Origin of the sequence: Sphingomonas pseudosanguinis (genome assembly GCF_052056765.1) — a bacterium.
In the GTDB taxonomy this organism is placed as follows: domain Bacteria; phylum Pseudomonadota; class Alphaproteobacteria; order Sphingomonadales; family Sphingomonadaceae; genus Sphingomonas; species Sphingomonas pseudosanguinis.
Genome location: NZ_CP189888.1, coordinates 3,448,753 through 3,461,775 on the forward strand (window position 1 = coordinate 3,448,753; position 13,023 = coordinate 3,461,775).

Annotated in this window: 13 protein-coding genes; 7 read left to right on the forward strand and 6 right to left on the reverse strand. The window is 67.3% G+C overall.

Going from position 1 to position 13,023, the window contains the following annotated elements; all coding sequences use genetic code 11:
• Positions 1–130: 130 nt before the first annotated feature.
• The 5 genes from pheS to ACQHGV_RS15840 all read left to right on the forward strand — a co-directional run bounded on the left by pheS (position 131) and on the right by ACQHGV_RS15840 (position 6,762).
• Positions 131–1,207 carry a phenylalanine--tRNA ligase subunit alpha gene (gene pheS / locus ACQHGV_RS15820; protein WP_440980227.1) on the forward strand — a complete coding sequence of 359 codons (1,077 nt, stop codon included), beginning with the start codon at positions 131–133 and terminating at the stop codon, positions 1,205–1,207.
• A complete protein-coding gene (gene pheT / locus ACQHGV_RS15825) occupies positions 1,204–3,567 on the forward strand; it encodes a phenylalanine--tRNA ligase subunit beta (RefSeq protein ID WP_440978892.1) in 2,364 nt (787 codons plus the stop codon). The genes pheS and pheT overlap by 4 nt, the downstream gene beginning before the upstream one ends.
• Positions 3,560–4,441 (forward strand): aldose 1-epimerase family protein, encoded by an 882-nt coding sequence (locus ACQHGV_RS15830; protein ID WP_440978893.1) that lies wholly within the window; start codon positions 3,560–3,562, stop codon positions 4,439–4,441. The genes pheT and ACQHGV_RS15830 overlap by 8 nt, the downstream gene beginning before the upstream one ends.
• A 213-nt stretch (positions 4,442–4,654) precedes the next feature.
• The gene (locus tag ACQHGV_RS15835) at positions 4,655–6,181 is read left to right on the forward strand and encodes a peptide chain release factor 3 (RefSeq protein WP_440978894.1); all 1,527 of its coding nucleotides are present in this window, start codon (positions 4,655–4,657) and stop codon (positions 6,179–6,181) included.
• A 59-nt stretch (positions 6,182–6,240) separates the two neighbouring features.
• Positions 6,241–6,762: a hypothetical protein gene (locus tag ACQHGV_RS15840; RefSeq protein WP_440978895.1), complete on the forward strand. Its 522-nt coding sequence runs from the start codon at positions 6,241–6,243 to the stop codon at positions 6,760–6,762.
• Positions 6,763–6,914: 152 nt separating this feature from the next.
• Here the strand turns inward: ACQHGV_RS15840 and ACQHGV_RS15845 are convergent, their stop codons facing one another.
• The 5 genes from ACQHGV_RS15845 to rpmF all read right to left on the reverse strand — a co-directional run bounded on the left by ACQHGV_RS15845 (position 6,915) and on the right by rpmF (position 9,869).
• Entirely contained in the window at positions 6,915–7,226 is a 312-nt protein-coding gene (locus ACQHGV_RS15845) for a MerR family transcriptional regulator (protein ID WP_440978896.1), read from the reverse strand.
• A gap of 40 nt (positions 7,227–7,266) precedes the next feature.
• On the reverse strand, positions 7,267–7,566 hold the full coding sequence (locus tag ACQHGV_RS15850) for an integration host factor subunit alpha (protein WP_183951566.1): 300 nt from the start codon (positions 7,564–7,566) through the stop codon (positions 7,267–7,269).
• An 89-nt stretch (positions 7,567–7,655) separates the two neighbouring features.
• Positions 7,656–8,624, reverse strand: a complete 969-nt coding sequence (locus ACQHGV_RS15855) for a beta-ketoacyl-ACP synthase III (protein ID WP_440978897.1) — start codon at positions 8,622–8,624, stop codon at positions 7,656–7,658.
• Entirely contained in the window at positions 8,621–9,649 is a 1,029-nt protein-coding gene (plsX, locus tag ACQHGV_RS15860) for a phosphate acyltransferase PlsX (protein ID WP_440978898.1), read from the reverse strand. Before plsX ends, ACQHGV_RS15855 begins: the two co-directional genes overlap by 4 nt.
• A 40-nt stretch (positions 9,650–9,689) precedes the next feature.
• Entirely contained in the window at positions 9,690–9,869 is a 180-nt protein-coding gene (gene rpmF / locus ACQHGV_RS15865) for a 50S ribosomal protein L32 (RefSeq protein WP_037568791.1), read from the reverse strand.
• 206 nt (positions 9,870–10,075) lie between these two features.
• Here rpmF and ACQHGV_RS15870 point away from each other — a divergent pair, with 206 nt between their 5' ends.
• Both ACQHGV_RS15870 and ACQHGV_RS15875 read left to right on the forward strand, forming a co-directional pair.
• A complete protein-coding gene (locus tag ACQHGV_RS15870; RefSeq protein WP_440978899.1) occupies positions 10,076–10,510 on the forward strand; it encodes an MAPEG family protein in 435 nt (144 codons plus the stop codon).
• Positions 10,510–12,138 carry a M28 family metallopeptidase gene (locus ACQHGV_RS15875; protein ID WP_440978900.1) on the forward strand — a complete coding sequence of 543 codons (1,629 nt, stop codon included), beginning with the start codon at positions 10,510–10,512 and terminating at the stop codon, positions 12,136–12,138. The genes ACQHGV_RS15870 and ACQHGV_RS15875 overlap by 1 nt, the downstream gene beginning before the upstream one ends.
• Positions 12,139–12,253: 115 nt before the next feature.
• Here the strand turns inward: ACQHGV_RS15875 and ACQHGV_RS15880 are convergent, their stop codons facing one another.
• Positions 12,254–12,928 carry an MBL fold metallo-hydrolase gene (locus tag ACQHGV_RS15880; protein WP_440978901.1) on the reverse strand — a complete coding sequence of 225 codons (675 nt, stop codon included), beginning with the start codon at positions 12,926–12,928 and terminating at the stop codon, positions 12,254–12,256.
• Between the last annotated feature and the right edge of the window lie 95 nt (positions 12,929–13,023).

Genomic DNA, 13,023 nt, shown 5'->3' on the forward strand with positions numbered 1-13,023 from the left:
GCGCGTGAAGGATTGATCCGGGCGGCCCCCAGCCGCTACGGCGGGAGCAATCCCGCAAATGGGCCGAGGCTGTCATCCGATGACGGCCGGGCGGCCGACGGAGTGAAGAGTGAGCAACGACCTCGAAGACATGCGTGAGCCTTTGCTCGCCGCCATTGCCGACGCGCCCGCGCTGGACGCGCTGGAGACGATCCGCGTCGATGCGCTGGGCAAGCAGGGGCGGATCACGCAACTGCTCAAGACGCTGGGCAAGATGAGCCCCGAGGAGCGCCAGGTCGAAGGGCCGAAGATCCATTCGCTGCGCGAGGCGGTGACCGAGGCGCTCGGCACCCGCAAGGCCGCGTTGGAGCAGGCGGCGCTCGACGCGCGGCTGGCGTCCGAGCGACTCGACATGACCCTGCCGGTCGAGGGCGGCAGCTTCGGCACCGTCCACCCGGTCAGCCAGGTGATGGACGAATTGGCCGAGATCTTCGCCGATCTGGGCTTCGCGGTCGCGACGGGGCCGGAGGTCGAGACCGACTGGCACAATTTCACCGCGCTTAATATCCCTGAGACGCATCCGGCGCGCGCGATGCACGACACCTTCTATCTGGCGGGTGTCGAGGCGGGCGGCGACGAGCGTACCGTGCGCCGGGTCCTGCGCACCCACACCTCGCCGGTGCAGATCCGCACCATGCTGAACCAGAAGCCGCCGATCCGCATCATCGCGCCGGGCCGCACCTATCGCTCCGACTCGGACGCGACCCACACGCCGATGTTCCATCAGGTCGAGGGGCTGGTGATCGACAAGGGCATCACGCTCGGCCATCTGAAGTGGACGCTGGAGACCTTCCTCAAGGCCTTCTTCGAGCGCGACGACATCGTCCTGCGCCTGCGCCCCAGCTATTTCCCCTTCACCGAACCCTCGGCCGAGGTCGATGTCGGCTACACGATCGAGAAGGGCAAGCGCGTCATCGGCGGGTCCGGCGGCGGCTGGATGGAAGTGCTGGGCTCCGGCATGGTCCACCCCAAGGTCATCGAAGCCTGCGGGCTCGACCCCAATGAGTGGCAGGGCTTCGCCTTTGGCTGCGGCATCGATCGCCTCGCCATGCTGAAATACGGGATGGACGATCTGCGCGCCTTCTTCGACGGCGATATCCGCTGGTTGAAGCATTACGGGTTCGCGAGCCTCGACGTACCCACGCTGTCGGGAGGAGTCGGCGCATGAAGTTCACCCTGGGCTGGCTGAAGAGCCATCTGGACACCGACGCCTCGCTCGACACCATTGTCGAGGGGCTGACCCGTATCGGCCTGGAGGTCGAGGGCGTCCATAATCCGGGCGAGGCGCTTGAGCCTTTCCGCGTCGCGCGCATCCTGTCGGCCGAGCGGCATCCGCAGGCGGATAAGTTGCAGGTGCTGTCGGTCGATGCCGGCGACGGCCCGATGCAGGTCGTGTGCGGCGCGCCCAATGCCCGCGCAGGGCTGGTCGGCGTGTTCGGCGCGCCGGGGGCCTATGTCCCCGGCCTCGAAGTGACGCTGAAGGTCGCCGCCATTCGCGGCGTCGAGTCGAACGGCATGATGTGCTCGGCGCGCGAGTTGCAGATCGGCGAGGGCCATGACGGCATCATCGAACTGCCCGAGGATGCGGTGATCGGCACGTCCTTCCCCGATTATGCGGGGCTGAACGATCCGGTCATCGACGTGTCGATCACGCCCAACCGCCAGGACTGTATGGGCGTCCACGGCATCGCGCGCGACCTGGCCGCCGCCGGTCTCGGCACGCTGATCGCGCCGACCGTGCCGGAGGTGAAGGGCGAAGGCCCCGGCCCCGATGTGCGCATCGAGGATGCCGAGGGTTGCCCGGCCTTCTATGCGCAGGGCGTGTCGGGCCTGACCAATGGCGAGGCCCCCGAATGGATGCGCCAGCGGCTGACCGCGATCGGGCAGAAGCCGATCTCGGCACTGGTCGACATCACCAATTATATGACGGTCGATCTCGGCCGCCCGCTGCATGTCTATGACAAGGCCAAGCTGTCGGGCGGTCTGGTCGCGCGGCAGGCCCGAGAGGGCGAGACGGTCGAGGCGCTGAACGGCAAGACCTATACCCTGTCCGAGGGCATGACCGTCATCGCCGACGACGCCGGTGTCCACGACATCGGCGGGATCATGGGCGGCGAGCATTCGGGCGTGTCGGAGACGACCACCGACGTCATCATCGAATGCGCCTATTTCGCGCCCGAGGCGATTGCGCGCACCGGCCAGAAGCTGGGCCTGACCTCCGATGCGCGCACCCGGTTCGAGCGCGGGGTGGACCCGGCGTTCCTCGACGACGGCCTGGCCATCGCGACCTTCCTCGTCCTCGAATATTGCGGCGGCACCGCCAGCAGCGTGACGCGGGCGGGGAAGCCGCCGGTCGTCGGCAAGACGATCGGTTACGACCCGAATCTCGCCGAGACGCTGGGTGGCCTCGCCATTGCGTCCGAGCGGCAGAAAGCGATCCTCGAATCGCTGGGCTTCACCGTCACCGCCGACTGGCAGGTCACCGCGCCGAGTTGGCGTCGCGACGTGGACGGCCCCGCCGATCTGGTCGAGGAAGTGATCCGTATCGAGGGCATCGATCATGTTCCCCCGGTCGCGCTGCCCCGCACGCCCGGCGTCGCGCGTCCCACCGCCACGCCGCAGCAGAAGCTGGAGCGCCGCGCCCGTCGCGCCGCCGCCGCGCGCGGTCTGGACGAAGCGGTGACGTGGAGCTTCATCAGCGAGGCACAGGCGGCACCCTTCGGCGGCGGCGCCTTCACGCTCGCCAACCCGATCAGCGAAGACCTGAAGGTCATGCGGCCTTCGCTCCTCCCCGGCCTGCTCGCCGCGACCGAGCGTAACATCAAGCGCGGGGCGACCGCCGTGCGTCTGTTCGAGATCGGTCGCCGCTATCTGGAAGAGGCCGAGCGGCCGACACTCAGCGTGGTGTTGGCGGGCGACAAGACGCCCCGCAACTGGCGCTCGGGCAAGGCGCAGGGCTTCGACGCCTATGACGCCAAGGCCGAGGCGATCGCGCTGCTCGCGCAGGCGGGGGCGCCTGTGGAGAACCTGCAGGTGATGGGCGAGGCGGGCGATGCCTGGCATCCCGGCCAGTCGGGCACGCTGCGGCTGGGGCCGAAGACGGTGCTGGCGGCGTTCGGCATGGTCCACCCCTCGGTCCTCAAGGCGTTCGACCTCGACGGCGCGGTGGCGGCGGTCGAGCTTTACCTCGACGCGATCCCGCCCAAGCGCGCGACCGGCTTCATGCGCCCGGCCTACACGCCCCCGGCGTTGCAGTCGGTGAAGCGCGACTTCGCCTTCCTGGTGCCCGACACGCTGGCGGCCGACATGCTGATCCGCGCAGTGCGCGGCGCGGACAAGGCCGCGATCACCGCCGCGCGCGTCTTCGACGTGTTCGCCGGGCAGGGCGTGCCCGAGGGCCACAAGTCGGTCGCGGTCGAGGTCCTGCTACAACCGTCGCAGAAGAGCTTCACGGACGAGGAACTCAAGGCCATCGCCGACAAGATCGTCGCCGCCGCCGCCAAGCAGGGAGCGCAACTCCGTGGCTGATGAGGAAAACTGGGTCCGCATCGGCAATGATCATCTATCGGCGGCGATCAATCCGTTCGGCGCCGAGTTGTCCTCGCTCAAGGACGCGGACGGCCGCGAACTGATGACGAACGCGGACCCGGCTTTCTGGACCGGCCGCGCGCCGCTGCTGTTCCCGGTGATCGGCGTGACCCGCGACGGCATCCGCCTGAACGGTCAACATTATCCGATGGCCAAGCACGGCTTTGCCCGTCACTCGATGTTCGAGCTGGTGACGCAGGAGCCGACCCGCGCGGTCTTCTCGCTGGGCGACAGCGAGGAAACGCGCACCTCCTATCCCTTCGCCTTCCGGCTGGAAGTGGAGTTCCGTCTGGAGGACGCTACGCTGGTGACCGAGGTCCGCGTCCTCAACCGGGGCGAAGTACCGATGCCCGCCAGCTTCGGTTTCCACCCCGCCTTCGCCTGGCCGCTGCCATATGGGCAGGCGCGCTCTGACCACCGCATCGTCTTCGAAAAGGAAGAACCCGCTCGGCTGCGCGAGATCGCTCCCGACGGTCTGATCGCCGAGGCGCGTCGTGACAGCCCGCTCGATGGCCGCGTGCTGCATCTGGCGGACGAGTTGTTCACCAACGACGCGCTGGTCTGGGACCCGGTCGAGAGCCGCCATGTCACCTATGGCGTCGACGTTTCGCCGCAGCTGCGCATCGCCTTCCCTGATACCGACAAGCTCGGCATCTGGACCAAGCCCGGTGCGGCCTATGTCTGTGTCGAGCCCTGGCACGGCATCGCCGATCCGGAAGGCTTTGACGGCGAGTTCACCGACAAGCCGGGCGTCTTCATCGTGCCGGTGGGTGGCGAGAAGGTCATGCGGATGTCAGTGACGCTGGCGGGATAGATATGCTGCTCCGTCATTGCGAGCGGAGCGAAGCAATCCAGAACGTCCGGGCTTGCGGCCCTGGATTGCTTCGCTGCGCTAGCAATGACGGACACCTTATTTCCTGCGACAGAGCGGAGCGGACCCGCTATGGCGATCCGCAATCCCCTCGCCGTTCGGCTGACGGGGCGGGCATATCGATGCCGCTAAACCCTTTGCTATCCAGAGCCGCCCATGACTTCCCCCCGCCGTACCTTCGCGATCATCTCGCACCCTGACGCCGGTAAGACGACGCTGACCGAAAAGCTGTTGTACTTCGGCGGCGCGATCCACTTGGCGGGTGAGGTCAAGGCACGCGGCCAGAACCGGCGTGCACGGTCGGACTGGATGAAGATCGAACAGCAGCGCGGCATCTCGGTCACCTCGTCGGTGATGACGTTCGAGAAGGACGGCGTGACCTTCAACCTGCTCGACACCCCGGGCCACGAAGACTTTTCCGAGGATACCTATCGCACGCTGACCGCGGTCGACTCGGCCGTCATGGTCATCGATGCGGCGCGCGGTATCGAGGCGCAGACGCGCAAGCTGTTCGAGGTGTGCCGCCTGCGCTCGGTGCCGATCATCACCTTCGTCAACAAGGTCGATCGCGAAGGCCGTCCGCCCTTCGAACTGCTCGACGAGATCGCCGACATATTGGCGCTCGACGTCGCGCCGATGAGCTGGCCGGTCGGTATGGGCGGGCTGTTCGAGGGTATCCTCGACCTCACCACCGGCAAGGTCAGCCGTCCCGAGGGCGACAGCCGTGCCTTCCTGGGCAAGGTCGACGATTCGCCGACGCTGCCACCCGACATCGCCGAAGAGGTCGAACTGGCGCAGGCCGGTTATGCCGCGTTCGATGGCGAGGCCTATCGCAACGGCGACCTGACGCCGGTCTATTTCGGCTCCGCGCTCAAGGATTTCGGGGTCGCCGAGCTGATCGACGCGCTCAGCCGCCATGCGCCGCCACCGCGCCCGCAACCGGCCGAACCCGCGCCCGTCGCGCCGGAGAATAAGGAAGTCACCGGCTTCGTGTTCAAGGTGCAGGCCAATATGGACCCGCAGCACCGCGACCGCATCGCGTTCATGCGGCTCTGCTCGGGCACGTTCAAGCGCGGCATGAAGCTGACCCCGACGGGCCATGGCAAGCCGATCGCGGTCCATTCGCCGATCCTGTTCTTCGCACAGAATCGCGAAGTCGCGGACGAGGCGTTTCCGGGCGATATCATCGGCATCCCCAATCACGGCACGCTGCGCGTCGGCGATACCTTGTCGGAGCGGGCCGATGTGCGCTTCACCGGCCTGCCCAATTTCGCCCCCGAAATCCTGCGCCGCGTGGCACTCAAGGACCCGACCAAGACCAAGCAGCTTCGGAAAGCCTTGGACGACATGGCCGAGGAGGGGGTGACCCAGGTCTTCTATCCCGAGATCGGCTCGAACTGGATCATCGGCGTCGTCGGGCAGCTTCAGCTCGACGTGCTGCTGTCGCGGCTGGATGCAGAATATAAGGTCGCGGCGGGGCTGGAGCCCGCGCCGTTCGACACCGCGCGCTGGATCGCGGCGGACGATCCCGCCGACCTCAAAGCGTTTATGGACGTGAACCGTTCGGCCATGGCCAAGGACCGCGACGACAATCCCGTCTTCCTCGCCAGGAGCGCGTGGGAGGTCGGCTATGTCGCCGATCGCTATCCCAAGGTCCGCTTCCTCGCCACGCGCGAGCGTTGAGGGGGAACCCGGGGGCCGTTTCGCGGCTTCATGGCGGCATGAACGAACAGGGACCCACCATGGACCGCGCGACGATCGACGCCACCTTCGAGGCCAATGAGAAGCTGATCCGCCGCCGCGCGCTGAAGGCCGGCGCCAAGGCGCTGACCATCGGCACCGAAAGCCTGGCCGACACGATCGATGCGATCGGCGACGCCTATGGCCTGAGCGGCGCGCAGCGGCGCCAGTTGGAGCCCGCCGCGTCGATCGAAGCGCAGGAGATCGTCGGCAAGCTGAAGGGCTTTGTCGGCCCGGCGGCGATTCTGGGCGATCTGCGCGGCGGATCGGGAATCCTATCGCAGGCGCGCGCGGCCGGAAAGCTTGCCAAGACCGCGCGCCGCATCGGCAAGGGCGGCCTGGCCGCCGGCCGGGTCGCGGCACGGGGCGGTCGTGCCGCACGTGCGGTGCCCTGGGCGGCGCTGGGCGTGGCGGCCTGGGGCGTGGGCAATGGCGGCTGGTTCTGGTGGCGCGCGCACGCCTATAACCGGGCGTGCCGGGATTTGCTGCTGGCGGAGCAGGGCGGGGTGTTCGTTACGGCCTGAGCGGCGGGGCGTGGCCTTCGACTTCGGCGCGAAGCGCCGAAGTTTATCCTGAGCAAAGACGAAGGGCTCAGGCTGAACGGAGCGAGAGAATAATGCCGCGATTTCTCCAACCGCCGTTCAGCCTGAGCGAAGTTGAAGGCTACGCGTAAACCCTATCGCGCCTCCGCGCGGTCGTCCCAGGCCAGCGCCTCCGCCAGCGAGTCGCGAATGCTGCGCAGCATCGTGGCGGGATCGTTCTTCGCCTTGGCCTCGCTCTCGAACAATTGCTGGACGCCGCGCACGGTATAGCCCTGCTGGTTGAGCAGTCGGTCGAGCCGGCGGATCAGCGTCAGGTCTTCGGGGCGATAATAACGGCGATTGCCGGCGCGCTGGACCGGGCGAAGCTGCGGAAAGCGGCTTTCCCAATAGCGCAGGACATGCTGCGCCACGCCGGTCTCGCGCGACGTCTCGCCGATGGTGCGCATGGCACCATCGGTCTTGCCACCGTCCAGCGGGCGTTCGGGTCTATCCGGCCGCGACAATACGATCGCGCATCATCTGGCTGGCGCGGAAGGTCAGAACGCGGCGCGGTGCGATCGGCACCTCCACCCCGGTCTTGGGATTGCGGCCGATCCGCTCCCCCTTGTCGCGCAGCACGAAGGTGCCAAAGCCCGAAATCTTGACGTTTTCGCCGCGCGACAGCGCCTCGCACATCTCGACGAGGATCTGTTCGACCACCTCGGCCGAGTCCGATCGCGACAGCCCGATTTCCTGATGCAGCGATTCCGCCAGATCAGCGCGGGTCAGTGTTCCTTCATTGGTCATTGCCATCCCCCAATGGTGTCCAATGTCCGACTAACACAGTCAGGATTATGACCGAAAGGGATTTATCTCGGTCAACTTCAGACATTTGTTCAGAAGCGGATCACCGCCGCGCCCCAGGTGAAGCCGCCGCCCATCGCCTCGAGGACGATCAGGTCGTTCTCGCGGATGCGCCCGTCGCGCACAGCCGTGTCCAGCGCCAGCGGCACCGAGGCGGCCGAGGTGTTGGCATGCTGGTCGACGGTGACGATCACCTTTTCCGGTGCCAGGTTTAGCTTGCGTGCGGTGGCGTCGAGGATGCGGGCATTGGCCTGATGCGGGACGACCCAGTCGACATCGGCCGGGGTCAGACCCGCCAGCCCCAGCGACTCCTCCATCACCTGCGCCAGATTGACGACGGCGTGGCGGAATACCTCGCGGCCCTTCATGCGCAGCTTGCCGACGGTGCCGGTGGTCGAGACGCCGCCATCGACATAGAGCAGGCCGTTATGGCGGCCATCGGCATGGAGCTTGGTCGCGAGGATGCCGCGCCCGGCGTCGTTATTGCTCTCCCGCGCCTCCAGCACCATCGCGCCCGCACCGTCGCCGAACAGGACGCAGGTGGTGCGATCCTCCCAGTCGAGGATACGGCTGAAGGTCTCGGCACCGATCACCAGCGCACGGCGCTGCACGCCCGAGCGCAGCATCGCGTCGGCGACCTGTACGGCATAGAGGAAGCCCGAGCAGACGGCGGCAACGTCGAACGCGACGCAATCGGCGATGCCCAGCATCGCCTGCACCTTGGTCGCGGTCGCGGGGAAGGTCTGGTCCGGCGTCGCGGTCGCCAGCACGATCAGGTCGATGTCCTGTGCCGACAGGCCGGCGGCGGCGATCGCGGCCTTGGCGGCGTCGGCGGCCAGCGTCGCGGTCGTCTCCTCCGGCCCTGCGATATGGCGGAAGCGGATGCCGGTGCGCTCGACGATCCACTCGTCGGAGGTGTCGACCTGCTGTGCCAGTTCCTCGTTCGACACCCGCCGGGTTGGAAGCGCCGAGCCCGTGCCGGTGACGATCGAGCGAATCATGCCGCAGCCTCGAAGTTCAGGAGATCCTCGGCGATGCGCCGGGTCAGCTCGGCGCGCACCATCTTGGCCGCGTTGCCGATCGCGGTGGCGACCCCCAATTCGGTGGCGCCGCCATGGCTCTTCACCACCAGGCCGTTCAGGCCCAGGAAGACCGCGCCATTATGGTTGTTGGGGTCGAGATGATCGCGCAGCAGCTGGGTCGCCGGGCGCGAGATCAGGAAGCCGATCTTCGAGCGGGTCGAGGAGCGGAAGGCGCGCTTGAGCAGGTCGGCGACGAAGCGCGCGGTGCCCTCGGCGGTCTTGAGCGCGATATTGCCGGCGAAACCGTCGCACACGATCACATCGACCTCACCACGGGCGAGCTGGTTGCCCTCGATGAAGCCGGTGAAGTTCAGCGGCAGGTGATTCTGCCCGCGCAGCACGGCGGCGGCGTCACGAATCTCGTCGGTGCCCTTCTGATCCTCGGACCCGATATTGAGCAACGCGACTCGCGGATTGTCGAGTTCGAGCAGCGTGCGGGCATAGGCCGCGCCCATCACCGCGAACTGGACGAGGTTGCGTGCATCGCACTCGGTATTCGCGCCGAGGTCGAGCATGACGACGTCATTGTCGCCCAGCGTCGGCAAGGGCGCCGCCAGCGCCGGCCGGTCGATGCCCGGCAGGGTGCGAAGCGACAGCTTGGCCATCGCCATCAGCGCGCCGGTATTGCCCGACGACACGGCGGCGGCGGCGCGCCCCCGTTTCACCAGATCGATGGCGACGCCCATCGACGTCGTCTTGGCGCGACGAATCGCCTGGCTGGGCTTTTCATTCGAACCGACGATCTCGGGCGCGTGAACGATCTCGGACGCGGCGGACAGATTGGGATGGGATTTCAGCCCCTCCGCAATCTGCGCCTCGTCGCCGACCAGGAAGAACCGCATGCCCTCATAGCGGCGTCGCGCTCTGGCGACACCGGCAAGCATCACGGCCAGCCCGTCGTCGCCGCCCATCGCATCGACGGCGATCCAGGCGTTATCGGCCATGCGTGTCCTCTAACGGTCGTTCAGGTGAAGGAAGAGGGGATCAGCCCTCGACCGACACGACCTCACGGCCGTTATAGTGGCCGCAAGCGGTGCACAGATTGTGCGGACGCTTCAGCTCGCCACAGTTCGGGCATTCCTGGAACGCCGCGATGGTCAGCGAGTCGTGGCCACGGCGCATGCCGCGCTTGGAGGGCGAAGTCTTTCTCTTGGGGACGGCCATTGCGGCACCTTATCAAATTCGAACAAGGGATGGACGCAACCACTGTCAGCACCCATAGCGCGCCCGGATCGACGACCCGGCCGCGTGAGCACCCAGCCGGACGCATCGCGAAGCCCCGCGCCTATAGCGAGTTTTGCCGATGTTGCAAGCGCGGCCACGGAATGGCACTCCCTAAGATCAGGCAATTTACAGGAAAGACGGCATTTATGGTCCTGCCGGTTACGCTGAGCATCGCGGCGGCGGCCGCCATCGTCAATTTGTGGCTGGCGCTGCGAATCGTGGTCGGGCGCGTTCGTGGCAAGGTCATGATCGGGGACGGGGGCGATTCGCGACTCGCGGCGGGCATGCGCGCCCAGGCCAATTTCGTCGAATATGCGCCCTTCGTCCTGATCCTGATGGGTCTGATCGAGCTGGCCGGCGGATCGTCCTTCTGGCTGTGGGTGCTGGGGGGTGCGTTCATCGTCGCGCGGATCGGCCATGGCTGGGGCATGATGCGGCCTGCGCCCAATATCGGTCGCGCCGGGGGTGCGATCGGCACCTGGGCGATCTTGGCGCTGCTGGCCGGTTGGGGGATCGGGCTCGTCTATACCGCGCAGGCCAAGCCCGTCGCGGCCACCACCGTCGTAAGGATCGACCGCTGATGATTCGCCTGCCCCTGATCGCGCTCGCCGCTGTCACCCTGACCGCCGCCGCGCCCGACCCGATTTCGCCGCAACGCTTGTCGGCGGATGTGAAGACGCTGGCCTCCGACGCGTTCGAGGGCCGTGCGCCGGGGACGCCGGGCGAGGCGAAGACGGTCGACTGGCTGGTCGCGCAGTTCAAGGCGATGGGCCTGCAGCCCGGCGGTCCGGACGGACAATGGACGCAAGCCGTGCCGTTGATCCGTACGCAGATCGGGAAGGGAACGATGCGGGCGGGTACGATGCCGCTGGTGCAGGGGCAGGGCGTCTATGTCTCGACCGTGCGCCCCGTCGACCGGGTGGCGATCCAGGACGCTCCCATGGTCTTCGTCGGCTACGGCGTCCACGCGCCCGAGCGGGGCTGGGACGACTTCAAGGGCGTCGACCTGAAGGGCAAGATCGCCGTCTTCCTGGTCAACGATCCCGATTTCGAGGCGGTCGCGGGCGACGATGCCAAGGGCAAGTTCGGCGACCGGCGCATGACCTATTATGGCCGCTGGACCTATAAGTTCGAGGAAGCGGCGCGGCAGGGCGCGGTCGGTGCGCTGATCGTCCATGACACGCCGGGCGCGGGCTATGGCTGGGCGACGGTGACGGCACCGGCGGGCGAGAATTACGATATTGTCCGTACCGACCCGACCTCGCGCGTGCTGCTCCAGGGCTGGCTGTCGGGCGAGGCGGCGACCAAACTCTTCGCCGCCGCCGGGCTGGACCTGGCCCAGCAGAGGAAGGCGGCGCGGCGCGCGGACTTCCGGCCGGTCGAGCTGAAGGGCCAGCGCTTCTCCGCCGACCTGTCGGTGACGACGGTGCGCGCCGAGAGCCGCAACGTGCTGGCCAAACTACCCGGCAAGACGCGCCCCGACGAGGTGGTGATGTTCGGCGCGCATTGGGACGCTTACGGCAAGGGCGCGCCCGATTCGAAAGGACGCACGATCCGCCCCGGCGCCAATGACGATGCGCTGGGTGTGGCGGGCGTGTTAGAACTGGCGCGGGCGTTCAAGGCGGCACCGCGTACCGATCGCAGCCTGGTCTTTGCGCTCTGGACCGGCGAGGAGCGCGGGCTGCTGGGGTCGGAGACCTATGCGGTGAAGCCGGTCTATCCGCTCGCCAAGACGGTCGCGAATCTGACGCTCGACATTCTCCAGACGGCGGGGCCGGCCAGGGACGTGATGCTGGTCGGGGATGGGCAGAACGACCTTGAGGATCGGCTGAAGGCCGCCGCCGCCGCGCAAGGGCGGGTGGTGACGCCCGAGGCGTTGCCCGAACGCGGGCTGTTCTATCGCGCCGATCATTTCTCGGTCGCGCGGCGGGGCGTGCCGACGCTGCTGCTGATGGCGATCAGCGGCGCGCCCGATCTGGTCGCGGGTGGACGCCCGGCGGGGCAGGCGTGGCTGGACGGCTATATGCGCTGTTATCACCAGACCTGTGATGCCTGGGACGCGAAGTGGGATTTGCGCGGGGCGGCGGCGGATGTCGGGTTGCTGTACCGGATCGGGCGTGATCTGGCGTCGTCCCGCGATTGGCCGGAGTGGCGTCAAAGTTCCGAGTTCAAGACGATTCGGGCGGAGAGTGTTGTGGAACGGCGGTAATCCCTTGGCCTTCGACTGCGCTCAGGCTGAACGGGGTTTGGGAGGTAACCGCTCCCTCCGTTCAGGCTGAGCGTTAGTCGAAGCCCACGCCCCAACCTCGCCCCATCCCAATACCTTACCCCAAACCCAACACTCGATCCGCGACGAACGCATTGCTCTGCCGCTCATGCCCGAAGGTGCTGGGCTGGCCATGCCCCGGGATGAAGGCGGTATCGTTCCCCAGCGGCCACAGCTTTTCGACGATCGAGCGGATCAGCGTGTCGTGATCGCCGCCGGGCATGTCCGAGCGCCCGACCGAGCCCTGGAACAGCACATCGCCGACCAGCGCGAATTTCGACGGCGCGTGGTGGAAGATCACATGGCCGCGCGTATGCCCCGGCGTCTCGTACACATCGAGGGTCAGCTCGCCGATCGTCACCGTATCGCCCTCGTTCAGCCAGCGGGTCGGCTCGACGATCTGCGCGGGGATGCCATAGGCCTGTCCGTCCTCGTCCAGCCGCGCGAGCCAGAAGCGGTCCTCCTCCTGCGGCCCCTCGACCGGCACCGAGAGCGCATCGGACAGCGCCTTCGCGCCGCCGGCATGGTCGATATGGCCATGGGTGAGAAGGATCTTCTCCACCGTCACGCCGATCTTGGCGATCGCGTCCTGGATGCGCGGCAGGTCGCCGCCGGGATCGACGACGGCGGCCTTCATCGTCGCGGTGCACCAGATGATCGAGCAATTCTGCTGGAGCGGGGTGACGGGCACGATCGCGGCGCGCAGCGGGGGCGTGGGTACAGGGTCGGTCATCGCCCCGAGATAGAGGCTGGGACGGCCATAGCCAATCGCTGCTTGCCCCAATCGCTGCTTGCATGCCTGGGGGCGGGCCGTGCATGGATCGTCCT

Excerpts from the sequence above, each read along its gene's own strand:
- pheS (WP_440980227.1), top strand. The coding sequence starts at position 131 with ATGCGTGAGCCTTTGCTCGCCGCCATTGCCGACGCGCCCGCGCTGGAC.
- pheT (WP_440978892.1), top strand. The coding sequence starts at position 1,204 with ATGAAGTTCACCCTGGGCTGGCTGAAGAGCCATCTGGACACCGACGCC.
- ACQHGV_RS15835 (WP_440978894.1), top strand. The coding sequence starts at position 4,655 with ATGACTTCCCCCCGCCGTACCTTCGCGATCATCTCGCACCCTGACGCC.
- ACQHGV_RS15840 (WP_440978895.1), top strand. The coding sequence starts at position 6,241 with ATGGACCGCGCGACGATCGACGCCACCTTCGAGGCCAATGAGAAGCTG.
- ACQHGV_RS15845 (WP_440978896.1), bottom strand. The coding sequence starts at position 7,226 with ATGCGCACCATCGGCGAGACGTCGCGCGAGACCGGCGTGGCGCAGCAT.
- ACQHGV_RS15850 (WP_183951566.1), bottom strand. The coding sequence starts at position 7,566 with ATGACCAATGAAGGAACACTGACCCGCGCTGATCTGGCGGAATCGCTG.
- ACQHGV_RS15855 (WP_440978897.1), bottom strand. The coding sequence starts at position 8,624 with ATGATTCGCTCGATCGTCACCGGCACGGGCTCGGCGCTTCCAACCCGG.
- plsX (WP_440978898.1), bottom strand. The coding sequence starts at position 9,649 with ATGGCCGATAACGCCTGGATCGCCGTCGATGCGATGGGCGGCGACGAC.
- rpmF (WP_037568791.1), bottom strand. The coding sequence starts at position 9,869 with ATGGCCGTCCCCAAGAGAAAGACTTCGCCCTCCAAGCGCGGCATGCGC.
- ACQHGV_RS15870 (WP_440978899.1), top strand. The coding sequence starts at position 10,076 with ATGGTCCTGCCGGTTACGCTGAGCATCGCGGCGGCGGCCGCCATCGTC.
- ACQHGV_RS15875 (WP_440978900.1), top strand. The coding sequence starts at position 10,510 with ATGATTCGCCTGCCCCTGATCGCGCTCGCCGCTGTCACCCTGACCGCC.
- ACQHGV_RS15880 (WP_440978901.1), bottom strand. The coding sequence starts at position 12,928 with ATGACCGACCCTGTACCCACGCCCCCGCTGCGCGCCGCGATCGTGCCC.